This is a genomic window from Ktedonobacter sp. SOSP1-85 (assembly GCF_016587415.1).
In the GTDB taxonomy this organism is placed as follows: Bacteria; Chloroflexota; Ktedonobacteria; order Ktedonobacterales; family Ktedonobacteraceae; genus Ktedonobacter.
The window spans coordinates 1,400,613-1,420,239 of record NZ_BNJI01000003.1; the positions used below are offsets into that span (position 1 = coordinate 1,400,613).

At 55.6% G+C, this 19,627-nt stretch carries 14 protein-coding genes; 2 read left to right on the forward strand and 12 right to left on the reverse strand.

The annotated features are described in order from the left end of the window. The 12 genes from KTE_RS44170 to KTE_RS44225 all read right to left on the reverse strand — a co-directional run bounded on the left by KTE_RS44170 (position 1) and on the right by KTE_RS44225 (position 15,455). Positions 1-456, reverse strand: coding sequence for a 6-carboxytetrahydropterin synthase (locus KTE_RS44170; protein ID WP_201393508.1), 456 nt, complete (start codon positions 454-456; stop codon positions 1-3). A gap of 88 nt (positions 457-544) precedes the next feature. Next, positions 545-1,303 carry a 7-cyano-7-deazaguanine synthase QueC gene (queC, locus tag KTE_RS44175; RefSeq protein ID WP_201375708.1) on the reverse strand — a complete coding sequence of 253 codons (759 nt, stop codon included), beginning with the start codon at positions 1,301-1,303 and terminating at the stop codon, positions 545-547. A 15-nt stretch (positions 1,304-1,318) separates the two neighbouring features. Continuing rightward, on the reverse strand, positions 1,319-1,762 hold the full coding sequence (gene queF / locus KTE_RS44180) for a preQ(1) synthase (protein WP_007919807.1): 444 nt from the start codon (positions 1,760-1,762) through the stop codon (positions 1,319-1,321). A gap of 568 nt (positions 1,763-2,330) precedes the next feature. Continuing rightward, positions 2,331-2,777, reverse strand: coding sequence for a hypothetical protein (locus KTE_RS44185; RefSeq protein ID WP_201393510.1), 447 nt, complete (start codon positions 2,775-2,777; stop codon positions 2,331-2,333). A 190-nt stretch (positions 2,778-2,967) separates the two neighbouring features. Next, positions 2,968-3,927, reverse strand: coding sequence for a tetratricopeptide repeat protein (locus KTE_RS44190; RefSeq protein ID WP_201394597.1), 960 nt, complete (start codon positions 3,925-3,927; stop codon positions 2,968-2,970). Positions 3,928-4,033: 106 nt separating this feature from the next. Continuing rightward, complete coding sequence (locus KTE_RS44195; RefSeq protein WP_201393512.1) at positions 4,034-7,036, reverse strand: LuxR C-terminal-related transcriptional regulator; 3,003 nt, start codon at positions 7,034-7,036, stop codon at positions 4,034-4,036. Positions 7,037-7,114: 78 nt separating this feature from the next. Next, positions 7,115-9,028 (reverse strand): PP2C family serine/threonine-protein phosphatase, encoded by a 1,914-nt coding sequence (locus tag KTE_RS44200; RefSeq protein WP_201393513.1) that lies wholly within the window; start codon positions 9,026-9,028, stop codon positions 7,115-7,117. Positions 9,029-9,080: 52 nt separating this feature from the next. Further along, the gene (locus tag KTE_RS44205; protein WP_201393515.1) at positions 9,081-9,866 is read right to left on the reverse strand and encodes a hypothetical protein; all 786 of its coding nucleotides are present in this window, start codon (positions 9,864-9,866) and stop codon (positions 9,081-9,083) included. A gap of 117 nt (positions 9,867-9,983) precedes the next feature. After that, the gene (locus KTE_RS44210) at positions 9,984-12,029 is read right to left on the reverse strand and encodes a hypothetical protein (protein WP_201393517.1); all 2,046 of its coding nucleotides are present in this window, start codon (positions 12,027-12,029) and stop codon (positions 9,984-9,986) included. Between the two features lie 63 nt (positions 12,030-12,092). Then, positions 12,093-13,661 (reverse strand): DMT family transporter, encoded by a 1,569-nt coding sequence (locus KTE_RS44215; protein WP_201393519.1) that lies wholly within the window; start codon positions 13,659-13,661, stop codon positions 12,093-12,095. A 497-nt stretch (positions 13,662-14,158) separates the two neighbouring features. Next, positions 14,159-14,662 carry a DinB family protein gene (locus KTE_RS44220; protein ID WP_201393521.1) on the reverse strand — a complete coding sequence of 168 codons (504 nt, stop codon included), beginning with the start codon at positions 14,660-14,662 and terminating at the stop codon, positions 14,159-14,161. A 190-nt stretch (positions 14,663-14,852) separates the two neighbouring features. After that, positions 14,853-15,455 (reverse strand): isoprenylcysteine carboxylmethyltransferase family protein, encoded by a 603-nt coding sequence (locus KTE_RS44225; RefSeq protein ID WP_201393523.1) that lies wholly within the window; start codon positions 15,453-15,455, stop codon positions 14,853-14,855. 552 nt (positions 15,456-16,007) lie between these two features. On the opposite strand from KTE_RS44225, the gene KTE_RS44230 reads away from it, so the two are divergent. Next, positions 16,008-17,819 (forward strand): ABC transporter ATP-binding protein, encoded by a 1,812-nt coding sequence (locus KTE_RS44230; RefSeq protein ID WP_201393525.1) that lies wholly within the window; start codon positions 16,008-16,010, stop codon positions 17,817-17,819. After that, a complete protein-coding gene (locus KTE_RS44235; protein ID WP_201393527.1) occupies positions 17,816-19,615 on the forward strand; it encodes an ABC transporter ATP-binding protein in 1,800 nt (599 codons plus the stop codon). Before KTE_RS44230 ends, KTE_RS44235 begins: the two co-directional genes overlap by 4 nt. Positions 19,616-19,627: the final 12 nt, after the last annotated feature.

A 19,627-nucleotide genomic window follows, 5' to 3' on the forward strand; every position in this document is an offset into this window, starting at 1 on the left:
CTACTCCAGGCCGCGCTCAGCGCGTGTAATTTCGGCATAGCCCTTGGCGGTCTCCCACAGGCGCACACGGTAGAGCAGCTCCTCGCGCACGCCGCCGCTCACCAGGGCGTCCCAGATCCAGTGGACCAGGTTCTCGGCGGTAGTGCGGATACCCGTGAGCGCGTTGAGGTCGTTGTGATCCATGCCGCCCTTCTCAACTGGTGTGGCTTCGGGTCCGCGTGGCACAGAGTCAGATAGACTCTCGATAATGCAGTGGTTGACGATCTCTTTCAGATCCTCGAAATCCATCACCATGCCATCGCTCGACTCGCCAGGTGCTTCGATGATGGGTCCGCGCAGAGAGACCTCCAGGCGATAGGAATGCCCATGTGGACGCCGGCACTTCCCCCGGTGATTGGGCAGGTGATGCGAGGCTTCAAAATTGAACTCGCGTGTCACAATAGCATATTTTGGCATAGGTCCCTCCTTACGGGAAACACTGGGTGCAGCGTGGGTGCACCTCCCTGGCTGTCTGAGTGCCCCAATACTGTGCGTGTCTGCGAGATTAAGCGCGCTGGCCAGGGATATTCAGGAACAACTCGGGATCATTGGCGTACTGCGTTGGGTCCTCCACGCCTGCATGCTTAAAGGCCTCGTAGCGCTCGACACAGGTGCCGCAGTGGCCGCAGTGTTTATCGCCAAAGCCCTCGCTACCACCCTCGTAGCAACTCCAGGTCAACTCAAACGGAACATCCAGGCTGGCGCCGAAACGGGCGATCTGGGCTTTGGAGAAGCGCATAAAGGGAACTTCGACCGTGACCTGGTCCGAGTCCATGGCGCGATTGAGCATGGTATTAAAGGCGTCGACGAACTCCTGGCGGCAATCGGGATACTGAGCGTAGTCGCCATAGTGCGCGGCGAAGGCCACAACGCGCGCGTTCTCGTTCCAGGCCACGGTGGCCGCCTGTAAGAGCATATTTGGATTGCGGTAGGGGACGACCGTCGCCTTCATGCTGTCATCGGTATAGTGTCCATGTGGCATGCTCTGATCGGGGTTGAGCAGGGCCGAGCCAGAATTGGGTGAGAGGTGTGCGATGGGCAGCGCCACGACCTGGTGCTGGATCTCCAGGTTGCTATAGCGCTCACGCAACGCGCTGATATAGCGTTCAGCATAGGTTAGCTCTTTGACATGCTTCTGGCCATAATTAAAGGAGAGAAGGTGCAGGTCGAAGCCTGCCGCGGCATAATAATGAGACAGCACGCAGCTATCCATGCCGCCGCTTACGATCAAAACTGCGCGCTCTCCGCGTCTCTTAGTGGTCATAGGAATGCTCCTCACTTAGACATACTGTTGATAACGGCGATACTCGGGCCGGGGACCATTATAACCCGACTCCTCGTGCTCGGCAAAGATGATAGTCTTGATGTTGCCGCGAACGGTAAAATCGCCAACTACACGCATCCAGCGGGGTGAGAGCAACGTTACCAGGTCATTGAGAATCTCATTGGCGGACGCCTCATGGCTGATCTGGCGCTCGCGATAGCTATTGATATATAGCTTGAGGCTCTTCAACTCCACGACCGAGGGGCCGGGAACATAGTCAATAATGATCGTCGCGAAGTCTGGGAAGCCAGAGCGTGGACAGAGGCAGGTAAACTCGGGAATCTCAAAATGCACTACATACTTGCTCTCTGGATAGGCATTAGGCCACGGCTCCAGGCGGTTCGATTTGATCTCATCGAAGCCATAGCGTCCAGGGACGCGCTGCTGTTCATTCTCCATCTTGTCTTATCTCCTTTATATGCTAATCTCTCTTATTCCTACTTGCCTAATGCGCCAAACCGTAGAATCTAAATAAGGGAGGGGATACCTACAGAACGCCAGAGTAATCTGTGGGCTCTGTGACGACCGTGACGTTACATATAAGAGGTGGAAACTCAAAAACCCTCTACGCTGTAGGTATCACTGGCAGAGCCTGGAGGACCCTGTTCGCTATCCCTCACAAAAGATACCATGGAAAGCTGGTCCATAAAGGTCTTTTTTCCGTGACGACAGGCCACACTGCAAGCTAATTTTTCAGCGGCTGCATGTGCTTTTGGGGCGGACGTCCAAGAAAAGCACGAAGTCTATGAACGTGAGAACGCCATGATGTAGAAAGGCTTCTGACCACGCACCGCTTCCCCTATACCTGCCTGTATGCAAAGATCAGCATCCCCTGATACAAAACTCTCAACCCAACCAACCACTCACTGATAAATGCCGAAAAGTATTATAACATGTTGTGGCCTCCAGGTGTGCCAGTTTGCAAACTGGCACACCTGGAGGCCACAACATGTAGCGAGAAGGTATTTTACCTGGAAGCTAGCTGTATGTAGAGGTGGCGGCAGAAGCTAAGGACAAGGTAGGACGCCACGCAGGCCATGAGGATAAAGGCCAGGCTAAGAATGGGCGTGACAAAGGGATGGCTAAACTGAGAGAGGACGCCAAGCACATAGCCGCCCAGCAGCAGCAGATAGGCGCAGGCCGCCAGGAGAAAGGCCAACATGGCGGGGCGGGAAAACCAGGAGCTAAAGGGGGCGTTGCCAACCGCGCGCAGGCCGCGCGCGAATAAATATTCCAGGAGAGTAAGGAGACCAGTAAAGCCGAAGGCGAAGATAGAAATTGTGATCCAGGGGGTGACGGTATTGTTGCTAAAACCTATGACAAATAAAATATCGGCGGCGATCATTGCGCCGAACAATGCCAGGCCCAGATACATCCGAATACGCTTACGAAGCAGGCTCTTCTCGTAATCCATGGGAAGTCCTTCTACGCTACATTCCGCGCGACTGTATAGACGGTCATGTATTATCTCGGCATATTACCATATTTCCCTTTGTGTTGAAAGCTTCTTCTCATGCGGTTTGCAATCGCGCCTACGGCGCTCAGAGAGCATGATATATAGGTGTAGGTGTTGAGCGCAAGCGCTCAACACCTACACCTATATATCATGCTCTCTCAAGCATCTCTAGTTTCTCGTTGACCACTGCGATGGCGAAAGCAATGTTGAGTTGGCGCGCAAGGCTGGCCGCTTTCTCAAAATGCGTGCGTGCTTCGTCGCGTTTTCCCTGCTTGTAGGCGATGTCTCCGTGTGTGACTTGTGCATATACTAGATAGTTTTGGAGCTTCATCTCTCTGGCAAGCTGCTCGGCTTGCTGACAATACTCTAATGCTTGCTCCAGGTTGCCCCGCTCGACATAGACATCGCTTACTAATAATTGAGCCGAGGGCAAGCCTCTTTTGAACCCTATCTCCTCGCGTAGAGCGAGGGACTTCAATGCGTAATTCAAGCTCTGTTCCAGATCTATCGACATGTACAGGCCTGCCAGGTGACGCGTGGCCTCAGAGGCTCCCCAGGCATTGCTAGAGCTTTCGGCAAGCTGTAGCGCGCGCTGATAATATTCTTGAGCCTGTGCATCTTGGTGCTGCCGCTCATAAGTCAGGCCAGTATAGAAGAAGGACTCGGCCAAATTATAAGAATCATTTAGTCTCTCATAGAGAGTTGATGATTGTTCAAAGTAGCTACGCGCTTCGAGGTAGTCGCTCTCGCCTGTTTGCAGGTTATGGTAATACAGTGTTTGACCAATGAGATAGAGCGCGGTGGCGATCCCAGACGCATCTTGCCTGGCATCTGCTAGCTGCCGTGCCTGTTGTGCTAGCGAATGCATGCGTTCTTCCTCGCTATTTGTCAGGAAGTAGTAATGTATCACGAATTGCCCGTATTTTAACAGGAAGCTTAGTTTATGCTCTGGAGATACTTCTTGGAGCGATAACCATTGCTCTCCAGCCTGGAAAAGCCGCAAGGCCTCATCAAGGCGACCCTGGAAGGAATATGCATTGGCGATCTCGCTCGTTGCTTGTAGGGAGGTAGCGTAGCGCTCGGAGATAGCTTCTGTAGATAGTGACATATAGGAACCTCATTTCTTATATTTGTGTTCGATCTACTTCCATAGGATAGTGTCTGAAGAGCTGAAGTACATCACCTGAAAGGAGGATTGGGTGTGGAGGATTGCATCAGAGCAGATGCAGAGTACGGGCTTGAGCGATGGCCTGCGTGCGATTATGTGTTCCTAGCTTGCCATAGATGTTTTTCAAGTGAGTCTTGACTGTATTGAGGCCAATAATGAGCGTTTCAGCGATCTCTGCGTTCGAGTGGCCGCTAGCGAGGAGGCGCAGAACCTCCTGCTCGCGCTGGCTTAATTGCTCAGCAAGGGAGGTAGCGCTTACCTGACCAGGTTGAGGAGAATAAGTGCTATGGAAGGCTGAGAGCAGGCGATTGAGATAGCCAAGGGAGCAAGACTGTGCTGCCGAGGTGCTTTGTTGGTAGGACTGGCGCAAGCGTTTAAGAAGGGATGCTACCTGTGGCCCTTCGTCAATGAAAGCTCGCATATATCTCTGCGGTTCCGCAAGACTGAGCGCCTCTTCCAGGGATGCTAATGCCCGATCAAGTCTTTCTTGTTGCGCATAGGCGCGAGCCATGCTCAGGAGAAGGGATAGTTTGAGGCCAGGCCGCCTGGTTTGCTCTGCTCTAGCTTGTAGACGGTGTAAGAGGCGTAGTGCGAGATCCGGCTTATGGAGCTCAATAAAAGCCTGGGCTAGCTGGTGATAGTCATACTCGTAGAAACCATCTAGCTCCGAATCAAGGTCCAATTCGCATTCCTGCGCCCAATCCAGGAGGGGTACAGTATCACCCTGAAGAGCACTCAAGCGTGGGCGGATCAACTTTAGCCAGGCGATGCCACGCGTGAAGTTCGTCTGGCGAGCCAGGTGTTCGGCTTCAGTAAAGAGCGACCAGACTTGCTCACGTTTGCCGCATGCTAGCGTCGTATATATCAGTCCAACATAACCCAGCAACCAGATCTTTACATCACCTCCGCGCTGGCCTAATGTAATCCCCTCGCGCAAATAATGTTCGGCAGCTTCAAGATCATTCCATTCATAGAACAGTTCTCCCAGGCCAACATGGAGGAAACCTACAGGTGGTAGATGTTCCTGGTGTGTCTGGAGTGCATATTCAAGACCATCCTCATAGAGCTTGCGAGCCAGGTGCAGCCTGCCTTGGTCCCTGTAAAGCATCGCCAGGGAACGGAACGCCAACATGGTTGCGCGTAGATTGCCACATTGCTTGCTATGTTCAATCGCTTCACGATAAGCATTTTCGGCTACCTGCGTCTCACCCAGCACTTCACTCGCAGTGCCCAGGCTCAGGACAGCTTCGCCGCGCGCTGAATGGTCGTCCTTCGAGAGCCAGCCCAGGGCCTGGCGGGCGAGAGCAACGCCGTCTTCTACGCGATTCTGATAGATCGCCACGCGTGCTCGAATAGCGGCAATCTCTCCCCAGAGTAAGCGACGCTCGTCTTCCTCCAGGCAAGTATTACCAGGGCCATGTTCAGCAGCATGGAGATAACGCTCTATGGAACCAGTATGCGAGGTATGCAGGAGCGTCCAGGCCGCAAAGACGCAGAGATGTGGGCGATCATAAATGACCTCTTCCGGCAGGGTGCGCAGCCACGTTCCTAGCATAATGACCTCGTGTCTCATGAGCACATCCTGCCCCTGTTTCTCTATGAATTGTGCCGCAAGGGCAAAATCCTGGCCTTGTAAGGCATATGTGATGGCCTCGGCCAGCATATCATTTTGCGCATACCAGTGAGCTGCCCGACCATAAAGCATTGGAATTTGCGCTGGATAGGTCTGTTCCAGGCGATTACGCAGGAAGTCTTTGAAAAGCTGATGATAGCGATACCAGAGATGATGCTTGTCGAGAAGAGAGAGAAAGAGATTTTCATGCTCCAGTTGCCGCAGGAGATCCTGACTCTGTTTTTGTAAGGTTACTGCATCGCACAGCTCTCCCTGGAAGCGCTCCAGAATCGAGGTATGTAAAAGAAAATCACACATCTGCGCGGATTGATGAGACAGGACTTCACTGGCAAGATATTCGAAGATTGCTTGAGAATCTCCCTGAGGAGGAGTCTGTCCATATACCCTCCTCTGTCCAGCGCGCAAGGCCTGGGCTGCCAGGGTCAGGCCAGTCACCCAGCCTTCCATGCGCTCTAGCAACCTGGAGAAATTTTCGTCAGGCAGGGAGTCGCCGATAAGCGCCTCTAGTAACTCTCTGGTTTCCTGGGGGGTAAAACGAAGATCAGCAAAGTCGAACTCAGCCAGCACTCCACGTGCGCGCAGGCGAGCTACAGGAAGCGGTGGAAGAGAGCGACTGGCCACAACCATGCGCAATTGTTCAGGCATATGCTCTAACAGGAAGGTCACACTTTCATGCATTGGCTGACTGGTCAGTAGATGATAGTCATCTAAGACAAGCACGATTTCGTTGGGTAAAGTCGCCAGAGCGTTTACCAGGAGGACCAGAAATGGCTCCAGAGTATCAGTCTGTAATGTGGGTAGAAGCGTAAGCAGGTGATTGGCAAAGCCAGGGAAATGTTTTTGTAGAGCCGTGAGTACGTAGCTCCAGAAACGGCCAGGTTCATTGTCGCTCTCATCTAGCGAGACCCAGGCCACGGGAAAAGAGAATTCATGTAGCCATGCAGAAAGCAGTGTCGTCTTGCCCGAGCCAGCAGGCCCAGTCACCAGGAGCAGTTTACAGGAGGTGTACTCGCGTAATAACGCCGTGAGCCGTGGACGTGCAATAATTGTGGGGGAGAGAGCAGGGGGAGTTATTTTTGTTGTGAGTAGCATTTGCTGGGCGAGGGAACTCGCATTTTGTCTGGAAAACGTTGGTATTGTGTTCAGTGTGTTGGCGATCTCCGTGAGACGCGAGAGGGTTAGCTCCTCGCTTTTGCCCAGGTAGGCGTTTCGCAGCGAGCCATGCTGACGACGATAGGCATACCAATACCAACCTACAGCCCTCTGTTCCTTACGCGCGGTAAAGTTACTACTCGGCGATGTGAATCTGAAAACGCGGTGCTCCTTAAGCCAGCCAAACCAGTCCGGCGAGCCAACGGATATCGCCTGTGTACCATCATGTGTATTGAGTAACCCCTGTTGAACTCTTGCCGTCATGCGGGCCATCGATGCTCACCCCCGAAGTCGCACAAAGTTACACAAAACATAGCATGACGCTGAGCATGAGTCAAGATGCTATTCTTCCGCAAGCAGGCAGGCTATGACGACGCTGATGTTGTCGTGGCCGCCGTGGGCCAGGGCTGCCTGGATGAGTAGGGAGCTGGCGCGCGAGGCATGGGTGCTTGCGCCAGAGAGGATGTGCTCAATCTCGGGATCGCGCACCATCTCCCAGAGCCCGTCTGAGCACAGCAGCAGTATGTCGCGCTCTTGTAGCTCGACCTTGAAGTAGTCGAACTCGACTGACGCGTGCTCGCCCAGGCAGCGATAGATCTGATTGCGCTTGGGATGGGTATACACTTCGTGTGGCTCTATCAGCCCTTTCTCGACCAGGCGCGCCACGACCGAGTGGTCGCGGGTAATCTGCGTCAGGCCCTCCGAGGGGCGGTAGCGGTAGGTGCGGCTATCGCCCACGTTGATAACGTGGGCCATGGTGCCAATGACCAGGGCCGTGGTCAGAGTGGTGCCCATCATATGTTCTTTCTGGCGATTGCGCTGGTAGAGCGTAAGATTGGCGCGATGCGTCGCGTCTTTGATGATGCCGCCGAAGGATTCCTCAAGCTCCGCCTCGCGCAGCAAAGTTGGCGAGACGATATCACTGATAATCTGGATGGCCAGGCGGCTGGCCTCCTGCCCATCGGCATGGCCTCCCATGCCGTCCGCGACGACAAAGAGTCCCACGGGTTCGGGACCAGAAGATCCTGGGCGAATGCCCTGTATGGCAAAGATGTTGTCCTCGTTGGGCGCGTCTTTACGTACGAGGCCAGGGTCCAGACCCATGCCTACACTCAGGCGATACTGTGGCTTACTGCTGGCCCCCTGGGGAAGCATCTCTTCATCTGTGTATTCTTCCTCCTCCTCAGCCTGAACAGGGCGCGTGTCATACTCCTCGATGTCGTCTGAGATTGGCGCGATACTGGCCTGGCTGATATTGTTTACTGTGCCAGCGACACGCGCACGCTGACGGGTGGCTAGCTCTATTGGCGCCGCCTGCTGTGAACGCACTGGCTGCGGCGTGTCATTGACGGCCTGGGGTAGGGGCGCGTGCTTCTCTATACCTGTGGCGGACTGGAAGCCGTACCCGGTATAGGACTGCCCTGAAGGTGGCGCTGACGACCCGGATGTAATCGCTGGATAGGCTGTGCCAGGCCATTCTGGCACCGGCGTTTCTGCTGGGGCCTGCCTGGCTACCGGGCGCGCGGGGATGATAGCAGGTGTGGAGGAACCGGAGGCCTGCGCGCGGCGTGGCTCTTCTAGCTCCTCCCACGTGGCTGAGGTTCTACCAGCTCGGCTGGCAAGCGGGGCGCGTGCCGAATGTAGTCCCTCGCGCTGAGGCACATCAACCTCCTGTGTGGGCGCCAGGGGCGAGACAGGTTGCGAGGCGCGTAAACGTAGCCCTATAGAGGCTGGCTGAGGCTCCTCCTCTTCGTACTCATCATCTTCTATGTCCTCATACATATTATTGGCGGTGACGCGAGCTGCTTGCGCCATATAAGGTCTGCGCGAGGCACGCGGCATGGCGGGGGCTGCTGCGCGCTCTGGCTGTGTGTACTCATTATCCAGTACCTCTTCAAGGAGTTCCTCAGACAGGGCATCAGCCTCGGCCAGCTCGCGGGCGAAGCGCTGTTCTTCATAACGCTCACGCCACTGGTGAAAGAGCAGGCGTAGCGTCACTGTGAGCAATACCATCCACAGGATGAGGAGCGAGAGCGAGAGCAGGAGCAGGCCTGTAAAGGGGATCAGCATGGCTGGTCCCTGGGCGCGCCACAGCTCGGGGAGGCGTGGCAAAAGCGAGGCCAGGAAGCGCCAGGCCCAGGGAGGGAAGCCCCCAGACAGCGTGTAGAGCAGGACGGCACAGAGCAGTAAGCAGCCATAGACCACTACCCTCACCGCCACCTGAGTTTGATAGAGTTGTTTTAGTTCTTGCTGCATAGGTCCGCTCTTTCTCGCGCCTGTGGCGCTTGTTGTTGAAATTTTCTATCACTCACACTGTGCCAGTCGCGGCACTGGCCGTGAAGGACGTTATCTTGACCAGCGTACCAGGCTGGATGAGCACGCGTACGCCCGCTTGCCCTTTGTTGAGCGAGGCGTCTTTGATCGTTGCCTGCCAGGTGGCTGGTTCGGGCGCGTTGGTCTGCCATGTGCGGGCCATAAGCTGGTTGCCGAGGGCGCGGAAACGAAGCGCGTAGCTCGCACCGCTCAGAGCGGCGAAGGGCACACTGACCAGTTGCTGATTGACCCCAGCGACCCGGCGCATGATGATCAGGTGATTGCCATCGATATAGGCCTTGTACCAGTTATTGGCGTTGTGCCAGCGCAGGACCGAACCAAAGTTATTCTGGCCCGTGAATTTGTTTAGTGAGCCATTGATCAGCAGGTCAACGTTGTCGCTGACAGGCCCCAGCACCGCGTTAAATGTGCCGTTACCATCGGTGATGGAGCCAGCCGTATTCTGGACCGAGAAGATTGCCAGCGTATTGGCGTCAGCCGTCCAGGTATGGCCATCGCTGGCCTGGCCCCAGAAGCGCTGGTTCTGGCGCTGAAAGGTATCCTGGGCCAGTAGATTTATTTTTGGCGTGGCTGGTTTGCCCGTAGGTGTCACGGGTTTCTGAGCCACGACCGTAGGTGTGCCCGCTGGCCCATCGTGAAACATGCGCTGCATGTCCGGGAGGGTGAGCGAGCGCTGAATTGTATTCGCGAAGACGCCCGCCGTTAAGCCGAGGAGCATCAGCACTAGTAAGAGTGTTATGGCGATGACACGCCTTGTCATGATTGGCCTTCCTTCTGACTGTGAAATCTCACGCCTGCGGCGCTCGCTCTGGTAGGTGGTGCGGTGCGGGTTGGCAGCCGTAGGCTGCCAACCCGCACCGCACCACCTACCGGGCATTTATGCTTTAGCGTGGAGAATATCTTGAATCATCTGGATCGATTGTGGGCTGGGTCGGTAGGGTGAGACCTGGAAGGTGGAGATGGACTGCATGTGGTCGTGAATCCAATTCGCCCCGTGCAATGTCTGCCCTGTGTTGGCGTCGGTTTGTCCGATGTAGGCGTTGTTGGCGTTGACGACCATGTCGTTGATGAGCGAGAGCGTCGAGGGCTGGCGCAGCTGGTCGTCGTTCATCTGCATGATCTTCTTGCCGTCGCTACGCACCTGGTTGAGCCAGCGATTGACGTCGCTCAGAGCGTTGACGATATCGGTCGCATTCTGGCGCAGAGAGGCTGGTGCGTCCGGTGCCTGCAAGAGCCCGTTCAGGTGCTTCATAACGTGCGAGAGGTAGCAGGGTGGCTCCTGGTCGGGTCCGTTGACCTGGATCAGACCTATCTGGGCCAGTCGACCATCGACGAGCGCGGGAGTGCCAGGTGGAAGGTCTAGTCCGACAAAGGACGCGCCATCGAGATAGGCCAGGGTACGTGCTGTCATGCGCCGTACATAGTTAATGTCTTTGTTCGCCTCCCAGGGATCGCGCATGCTTGTGGTCCACTCCACCAGTTTAGCCGTGTTGCGGTAGAACCAGGTGTTTAACCCACCGGGAAGGTTCAGCTTCTCCAGCGTGGGGTCGCTGGCCAACAGGTGGCGCAGGTGATCAAGATAGCTAAAATGGTTAGTGTTATCAGGCGTGTTAATTGGGGCCTGTGAGACCTCTCCATAGTAGCGCCAGGCGTTATAATCGGGTGTGGGCGAGATAGGCGTGACCGAGGCGCTCTCCTCCGTCACCAGGAAGCGGCTCGTTGTGAGTAGCAGGTTGCTGTGCTGCGGGTCGCCGCTATAGAAGAGGTGTGCCTTGCCATTACTCACGTTCAGGCGCCCCATCAGAATAGTGTGTGCCTCACTCTGGCTCTTATCTCCTAGCAGCCAGGCATAGTAGGCCTTGCCGCTGGCGGGCGGGTTTAACTGCTGGAGGTCGATAGTTATCTGGTCGGAGATGCCCTGGCTGCTCTTCTCGCTGATCTGGTTGCTGCTGGCATACGAGACATCGCCCACGATGGGCGGCACAGCACTTGTGGTGGTCGTGGTTGGCCACTGGTGATAGAAGACCAGGAAGTAGCTCAGGCCCGCGACCGAGAGCGCGATGATGGCCACGATAGCCACAAATTTGGCGAAAGTATTCCTGGGGGCCCGTGGTGCTGGAGCAAGTGGCTCCTCGCGTGGTGGGGATTGTGTCTTTTCGACGAGCATACCCGTGCTTGCTCTTTGCGCGACTCCGCTCCGGCGCATAGGTGGAGCATTGCGCTCTAGTATGAGAGGCTCCGGCTCTGACTCCTCGTCTTGCAGTGCCTGGGTGTATGGATCAAACCTCTCTAGCGCAGGGTTATGCCTCAGTCGCTCGCGTGGTAGGGAGGGCTGTGGACTCGCGACTGGTCGCTTCTCCACACGTGGAGGCACATCCATCTGTGAAACAGGAGGCATATGGCCGGTTGTGTGCTCGCGGGCGTCGAGTGGCTGTCCACCTGCGGACAATTCCATTACCGGCTCGCTCTCGCTGGCTGTGTGAAGGGGTTGGCTGATTGGTCCACGTGGTCCCGCGTTGCGTAGATCGGCCTTGAGCGTGTGTAGGGAGGCCGTGGGACTGAGCGGTGCAGTAATGCGTTGTGGGCTTGTTTGTGCTGTATGGGTGCGTTGGCGTGAGAGCTGACCCATGGCCAGGGCGTTCGCCAGGTTATCTACAGAGGAATAGACAGGGAAGCCAAAACGCGTCGCCAGCTGTGTTATATGCCCACTATTGGGAATGACAAAGATCACGGGTATATCGAGCTGGCGCTTGATATGCTTAAGCGCCGAGAAGTCATCTGGCCGCTGGAAGAGGCGTCCCTGCTCCGCCAGCATGATAACTACTGGCTTGCGCAGCTCGCTTAAGGCCTGGCTCAGGGTGGCTCTATTGTCGGCGACCTCCAGGTAGAGTACGCAGAAGTCGTCTGTATCACTTCGTTTCATTCATTCCTCCCGCTACTGGCGTACGCGGCTACTGGGGCTGCGCCCTGGTGTCGCAGCTACTGTTTATCGGTCGAGGCGGTCGTATGCGGGTAGCTCTTCACCGAAGATGGCGTCGGCGCGCAGGCCCGAGAGATCGACCGTCTGGCGGCGCAGGCGAGCTTTATTGGCTAGTCCGGCGGAGGCCCGGGCCTCCTGGTGATGCTGCTGAAGCAGGCGCTTGCGTTCTCGCTGCCTTGGGCGCCAGTAGATGCTGGCTGGTGTCGTGCCGGGCTGGTGACGCGCGTGCTCATCCCAGGTCTCCAGGGTATATGCTACGGCGTGGGCCTGCTCCATTGGCACTTCCTCGACCTCAAATGACCTTGCCAGGACATCCATGTCAGATACCTCCTGTGTATTAGCTTCATGTTCACGTGGGATGGTGGAAGGGATAGATCTTATAGCCGTGGGCGTATTGAAAAGCCGGATTAGCCTGCGCAGGCTGAGCATACTCAGTCCCGCGACCGCGATCCAGGCGAGGAGCCAGCATAGTGCCTGCCCGATGACCAGGGCCAGCATAGAGCCGTGCCCATGCGCGACAATGGTTTGGTACTCCGGCCACACCTGGGCCAACAGAATCCAGGCCGCGGGCGGGAAGCCTTCCAGGCGCAACAGGGCAAAGGCGCCAGCGATCACACCCAGAACGGGCAGGATCAAGCCGCCATCACTGCCTCGCCAGGTCTGCATCAGGCGATCGCCAAAGAGTGCCATGCTCCGCTTTCCCTGCGTCGCTGGCCGCTCCGCCGAACCCCAGGTATTGATTAAGGCACCGGCCACGATCAGGGCCCCACCGAGGTAGCCATCCAGGGGGAGAACCTCGTGCAGGTAGTAGTTGGCGAAGGCCGCGCCCAGCACTGGCTCCAGGATATAGATGAAAGAGACCGTTATTGGCGAGATGTAGTTCTGCAAACGTACCGTAATCAGCGTAGGGAGACAGGTCGTGCCAAAGGCGATGTAGAGCACGCTCCACAGATCATTCGGGAGTAGTGGATGCACATCCTGCCAATTACCAAAGAGCAGAGCGATAAAATTGCCCCAGATGGCCATTGTCAGCAACTGAATGCCAAAGAGAGGAAGATAGGCCTTGCCGCGCTGCTCGTGGTCCGCCAGGAAGACATAGAACGTACAGAAGAGGCCCCCGATAAAGGCGATCAGCGCGCCGCGCAGGCCGCCGATGGGTGAATTCAAGATGAGCAGAAGCGCGCCACAGGCCGAGACCAGCCCGGCGAACCATGTCGCCTTATGCAGGGGCTGGCGCATAAAGAGCCAGACACAGATCGCCGCCAGAAAGCCATTGAGCGAGGGGAAGAAGGCCGTGCTCGTCGCGCTATTATATTTCAACGCCACCGAGAGCGTAAACAGGCCGATGCAGATGCAACTTCCCAGCAATACTCCGCTCTTTATCACCTCGCGATTAATCTCGTGCCAGGAATAGATAATAATACACAGGGCCAGGGGTAGGAGGGCCAGCATCACAAAGAAGGTAAACACAATCGGATCGATGCGCCCCAGCGACCCCTTCGAGACCGCGTAGTAGGTGCCATAGAGAAAGGTATTGAGGAAGAACGCGCCACAGGCCAGCAATTTCATGCGCATACGATAGACTCCCTTCAAGCAGCTCATGACATTCTAGGGAGAAGTATAGCCGTTTAAGAGCGCATAGAAGGCCTTTTTTGCGGTTTTTTGGCACTGTGTACTCACCGAAGGTGACCGGGAGGGGATGATAATTTGTGACCTGCCTCGTCAAATATTTGGATGTGGTACCGTGTAATTTAGAGAAGATGTGACACTGTATGGTTAGCAGAAGAGAAGGAGAGTATGCCAGGCTGGCTGGTAAACAATAACTGCAAGCATCTCGGCAGGTAGATGCCAGCGATCCCCCATGATTTACCAGCCAACAGGCACACGTCACCAGAAGCGCCAGAAGTAGTAGAGAGATATATGTCTTGTAACATGAAAATTCGTTTTCTACTATTTAGTATACTCATAATCCCAGAATTGACAAATCTAAAGGAATCGCTCCTTAAGCAGTGGTATGGTCTCACGGTCTGACTGGTGAGGGGCGCCCCCTGCCTCTGTGCTTGCCCTTTCTCTCAGAGCAGAGGGGTCAGTTGTTCCATATGATCGATATCATGCATAATGACCTGTAGAACCACTTCTTTGAGCGTCACAGGGAAGGAATCATTATAGCTCCCTGTTCTCATCCATTGTTCTTTACGAAGTGCGCTGAGAATCTGGATGAACGTCTGGCGTGTTGTGTGCAAGGAGGTCAAAACACTGCGCAGCTCTTGCTGCTTATATTGACCGAGAGTCGCCAGCACGTCATTGCTTTCTGGAACGAGGAGTCGTGGTTCTTCTTCTTGGAGGATCAGGGTCGAACGTTGGGAAAAAATGTGCTCGTAGTCACGCAGATGGCAGAGAATTTCGATGATACTCCACTCATTGGGATCTGCGGGTGATCGCCGCGTGTGCTCTGGAGTAATGGGGCGGAGCAACGTTTCTAAAATGATGGGGTCTTGCGTAGGGACCGCAACAAGCGCCAGGGCGTCATCAACTCCATTGGACTCACAAGGGTCATGGATGGGCGTCCTTTCCATGCAGATTGGAACTATTCAGGTAGCCCAAGCATAGCAGAAAAGTGGTTCAGCAACAAGCAGCGAGAGCGAGGATGGTCCCACGAACCACAGAAAAGGCAGGTGGTGCTAATTTGGCTCTTATGCACAAATGGTGCTGATCGCTTGCTAGAAAAGAGGAAATGCGTGGAGCGCATTGGAGCCTTGTCTTCTGCTAAAGCACAAAGGGGATGAGCCGTTTCGTGCGCCGCATATATTCCTGATAGTGCTGGCCTAGATGCTCCTGGAGGACATGCTCTTCCACCCGGATACGATAACTGAAACCAATGAGCGCGCATCCCATGATGACGAGTAGGCTCAACCAGTTGTTCGTCAAGCTGAGTCCCAATCCGAGCAACGTGATGAGAATGCCGGTATATGAGGGATGCCGAATGAATCGGTAGGGACCTGCTTCAATCACGGTCTGCTCGGGTGCAATGGCCACGCTGGTCGTGAAAGAGCGACCAAGCACTTGAATAGCGTAGAGACGTAATACGATCCCCGTGTACATCAGGACAATGCCCAGCCAGAAGAAGATGTCGGGAGCGCTGGTGATGGCGGTGGCAGGAACTTTCAAAGCTAGCAGTATGCCGAGGAGGAGACCGGACCCGATCAGGCAGAGAAGGACCACGTGCGATCCTTTATCTTGGCGCTGGGCGCCAGCACGGAGACGTTTGAACGTCCTGATATCCACGCTCGCTTCCATCACTCTCCAGATGAGAAAGCTCGTTACCAGGACACCGAGATTGAGCGGATTCTGAGCGAAAAGCGGCTGCATGTTCCACATCCTTTGCTCTGAAACTTTTGTGCACAGCAATACGACGCGTGAGCCGCAGGCCGATACACACTGTTCTTCTATCTTACGCGATCATTCATGGTTTTGGAAACCATTCTTCGAGAAAAACAAAGGATTCCCCAGTTCGTTCCTCTATCTTTGACTCTATAGAAAACACATGCTATTATTCCCTCACCACCTGAACTTGCAGACAATCTCTCATGAAAGGCAATGCTCTATGGCCACCCGTTACCGAACGGCAAAAGGTATTGCGCGCACCCGCTATTGCAGCGCGCCTGCACTGGCCCAGAGCCTCATTGTGCCTTTTTTCAGGAACGTGCCAAATCATCCTCTCGCATAAACTGAACAAAATCAATGAAGAGGCTGTGGGCAAAACCGTTCACGGTCTTTTCGTTGCGCCCAACACAGGCCGTGGAGCGTGCAAGATAGGCTGCGCGGTCTGTTACCTGCGCCCGTTTCCTCGCCCTTTCTTGCACGTATAGAGAGCAGTTTTCATGTGTAATAGTTTCTTCGGGCAAGGAAGGAAACACAGTGATGTATGCATACAAAAAGGATTATCTTCCTCTTCTGCGAACCTATCTTGGAGCGCAGTGGCGCTCGGTCCTGTTGATGAGCCTTCTGCTGCTCATCAGCATCGGATTGCAACTGGCCAATCCGCAATTATTGCAGATATTTATTGACGCGGTATTACAAGGATCTGCCCAGAGCACGCTGATCCTTACCGGCGTGCTCTTCGTCGTCCTTGCTCTGAGCACGCAGGGCGCGTCGATTGCAGCGACGTACTTGAGCGAGAATGTGGCCTGGACCGCAACCAATCGCCTGCGCGAGGATCTGATCAGCCACTGTCTGACGCTAGATATGTCTTTCCATAAGGCTCATACGCCTGGCGAGCTGATTCAGCGCGTTGATGGGGATGTCGATGCGCTCGCGAGCTTCTTCTCACAGGCGATCATCCAACTCGTAGGGAACCTCATTCTGCTGCTAGGGATTGTACTGGTGCTTTTTCAGAAGGACTGGCGCCTGGGCCTGATGATGTTGGGCTTTACCACGCTGGCCTTCGCCCTCCTGGCGCTTTTACAAAAGTATGGCAGGCCGTTCTGGCTGGCTTATCAAGTGAAGTATGCTGAGTTCTTTGGTCAGCTAGGCGAGCACTTAGAGGGGACTGAGGAAGTACGCGCGAATGGTGCCACGAGCTTTGTGATGCGCCGCTTCCACCAATTTGCTCGTCAGTGGTGGCAGATCGACTATCGCCGTTCAGTGGCAGAGTTTCTACAATTTGCTGGGACTCTCACCATTTTCTCTCTGGGGAATATCCTGGCGCTGGCCGTTGGGGCCTGGCTGCTGGGCGCGCACGCCATCTCGCTTGGTACGGTCTATGAGGTCTTTTATTATACCAACCTGATCATTCTCCCTATCAAGCAGATCCGTAATCAGATTCAGGACTTGCAAACCGCAGATGCGAGCATCGAACGTATCCAGAACTTGCTGAAGACACGCTCGATACTGACGGACGCTCGCGGGCCCGTTCAGAACACCGCATTGCCTGGCACGGATACCTCTCAGTCATACACGCTGCGCGAGCGTTACCAGGCACTGCCAGTTGGAGCGCTTGAGGTCGCGTTCGAGCACATTACCTTTGGGTACAATGTGGACGAGCCGGTGCTGCGCGATGTGAATTTCCATCTGCCCGCTGGCAAGGTCCTGGGCGTGCTAGGTCGGACGGGGAGCGGCAAAACGACGCTGGCGCGTTTATTGCTGCGCTTCTACGATGCCCAGTCTGGCGCGATACGCTTGAGCGGCGTGCCTCTCCAGAAGATCGAGTTGGAGCAGGTACGTCGGCGCATGGCCATGGTCACGCAGGATGTGCAGCTCTTCCAGGGGAACGTGCGCGACAACCTGACCTTCTTCAAGCGCCATGTGCCCGATGCGCAGATCAACGCCGTCCTCAATGAACTGGGTCTGGGGCACTGGTTGCAGGCACTGCCCAATGGTCTGGGGAGCGAATTGGGGGTTGGCGGCGCGGGCCTCTCGGCTGGTGAAGCCCAGTTGTTGGCATTTGCGCGGGCTTTTCTCGAAAATCCAGATCTGGTGCTGCTAGATGAGGCTTCATCGCGCCTCGATCCTGCAACTGAACAAGTCATTGAACGGGCCATAGAACGGCTATTACATGAGAGAACTGGCATTATTATAGCCCATCGCCTGGCCACGGTGCAGCGCGCCGACTACATTCTGATTTTGCAGCATGGCCAGGTGCTCGAATTCGGCCCGCGCGCGGAACTGCTGGCTAATCCTGCCTCGCATTTTTCGCAGTTGTTGGCCAATAATCTCCAGGTGGTACTTTCATGAAAAACCTCCAGGCTCTGTGGCGATTGATTTGTTATCGCCCGATACTCTATAGCGCCGCAACCATACTCTGGATACTCAACGTGCTCACACCACTTCCCATGGGTCTGCTCGTGCAACACTACTTGAACGAACTTGCGCGGACGCAGCAACTCACCTCGGGACTCCAGTGGCTCAACTGGCTAGCTCTGGCCTTGATCCTGGGCAGTGGTCTCTGTGCTCTGAGTAGCGGTGTGTTGGGACGTCTCTTGCGTTTTTCGGTGGCCCAATTGCTCCGGCGCAACCTGTTGCAACGCGTTCTGGAGCAGCCAGGCGCGTCAGCCTTCTCTCATACGTTGGGTGAAACGCTCAACCGCTTTCGCTCGGATGTGGAGCAATTCGATCGGGCGGTAGACTGGAGCATCGATGCCGTTGGGCACATCCTGTTCGCCCTCCTCGCCCTGATCGTCCTGTTGAAGGTAAGCGTGCTTGTCACTGTGCTCATCTACCTGCCGCTGGCCGGAGTGGTCGCTACGACCCAGGCCATGTATGCGCGCTTGCAACGTTCCCGCGAGTCCAGCCGCCAGGCCAGCGGGAACGTTGCAAGCGCGCTGGGCGAGATCTTTGGGACGGTCCAGGCGATCCAGCTTGCCAGAGCCGAACAGGCAGTTGTAGAACATGTCCGTACCCTGAACGAGCGCAGACGGGTGGCTATGCTCAAAGATCGCGTCGTCGAGCAATTAGTGAACTCGACCGTTGGAAATATCACAGGACTGGGCACGGGGTTTGTGTTGATACTGGTCGCCCAATCGCTGCACACCTTCCAGCTTGGGATCGGTGACTTGGCGCTCTTTCTCTACTATTTGCCATTTGTTGCTGACTTTAGCAAATTTACTGGAACCTTTATGGCCCATCTCGCCCAGACGAGGATCTCTCACCAAAGACTGCTTGCCATCTCCCAGGGGATGAGCGAAGAGAAACTCGTTGAGCATCATCCGCTCTATCTTTCCAGCTCACTCCCGGAGCCACATCTAGAACAGGCAAGACCCGATAATGGACTACAGGAGTTGAGCGCGGCAAACCTGACCTATCGCTATCCTGAGAGTGGGCGCGGCATTGACGAAATCAACCTGCGTGTGCGGAGCGGGTCGATCACCGTGATCACGGGGCGCGTGGCTTCCGGCAAAACGACGCTTCTGCGTGTGCTGCTGGGTCTGCTGCCGTGCGAGGTGGGCGAGATATCCTGGAACGGGCAGAAGGTGCACGATCCGGCAAGCTTCTTTGTTCCGCCACGCAGCGCCTACACCGCCCAGATCCCCCGCCTCTTCAGCGCTACGCTCAAAGAGAATATCTTGCTGGATCAGCCGGAGACGCAGGAGGCGCTCCAGGCAGCTGTGCACGCGGCGGTCATGGAGCAGGATGTAGAGATGTTGGAGCATGGCCTGGAAACCACCGTAGGGGCGCGCGGCGTCAAGCTCTCCGGTGGCCAGGTCCAGCGCGCTGCAGCGGCTCGCATGTTCGCGCGTTCTGCCGACCTGCTAGTCTTCGACGATCTCTCCAGCGCCCTGGATGTGACTACTGAGCAACAGCTCTGGGAGCGGCTCCTGGCCCGGCAGAGCGAGGAACATCCCCTCACCTGCCTGCTCGTCTCGCATCGCCGCTCCGTACTCCAGCGTGCTGGCCACATTCTTGTCCTCAATGAGGGTCGTGTCGAGGCTAGCGGCACCGCTGCAGATCTCCTGCTCACTTCCTCTGAGTTTCGTGCCATCTGGTCTAGCGAAACAGAAGAGGCTTCTGTTCATAAAGGAGATACTGTGTAAAAGCCTCTTCAC

What these genes read in the sequence shown, in the direction of transcription:
- KTE_RS44210 (WP_201393517.1), bottom strand. Translation starts at nt 12,029, where the DNA reads ATGAAACGAAGTGATACAGACGACTTCTGCGTACTCTACCTGGAGGTC.
- KTE_RS44220 (WP_201393521.1), bottom strand. Translation starts at nt 14,662, where the DNA reads ATGGAAAGGACGCCCATCCATGACCCTTGTGAGTCCAATGGAGTTGAT.
- KTE_RS44190 (WP_201394597.1), bottom strand. Translation starts at nt 3,927, where the DNA reads ATGTCACTATCTACAGAAGCTATCTCCGAGCGCTACGCTACCTCCCTA.
- KTE_RS44205 (WP_201393515.1), bottom strand. Translation starts at nt 9,866, where the DNA reads ATGACAAGGCGTGTCATCGCCATAACACTCTTACTAGTGCTGATGCTC.
- KTE_RS44200 (WP_201393513.1), bottom strand. Translation starts at nt 9,028, where the DNA reads ATGCAGCAAGAACTAAAACAACTCTATCAAACTCAGGTGGCGGTGAGG.
- KTE_RS44225 (WP_201393523.1), bottom strand. Translation starts at nt 15,455, where the DNA reads ATGCAGCCGCTTTTCGCTCAGAATCCGCTCAATCTCGGTGTCCTGGTA.
- KTE_RS44195 (WP_201393512.1), bottom strand. Translation starts at nt 7,036, where the DNA reads ATGACGGCAAGAGTTCAACAGGGGTTACTCAATACACATGATGGTACA.
- KTE_RS44170 (WP_201393508.1), bottom strand. Translation starts at nt 456, where the DNA reads ATGCCAAAATATGCTATTGTGACACGCGAGTTCAATTTTGAAGCCTCG.
- KTE_RS44185 (WP_201393510.1), bottom strand. Translation starts at nt 2,777, where the DNA reads ATGGATTACGAGAAGAGCCTGCTTCGTAAGCGTATTCGGATGTATCTG.
- KTE_RS44230 (WP_201393525.1), top strand. Translation starts at nt 16,008, where the DNA reads ATGTATGCATACAAAAAGGATTATCTTCCTCTTCTGCGAACCTATCTT.
- queF (WP_007919807.1), bottom strand. Translation starts at nt 1,762, where the DNA reads ATGGAGAATGAACAGCAGCGCGTCCCTGGACGCTATGGCTTCGATGAG.
- KTE_RS44235 (WP_201393527.1), top strand. Translation starts at nt 17,816, where the DNA reads ATGAAAAACCTCCAGGCTCTGTGGCGATTGATTTGTTATCGCCCGATA.
- KTE_RS44215 (WP_201393519.1), bottom strand. Translation starts at nt 13,661, where the DNA reads ATGCGCATGAAATTGCTGGCCTGTGGCGCGTTCTTCCTCAATACCTTT.
- queC (WP_201375708.1), bottom strand. Translation starts at nt 1,303, where the DNA reads ATGACCACTAAGAGACGCGGAGAGCGCGCAGTTTTGATCGTAAGCGGC.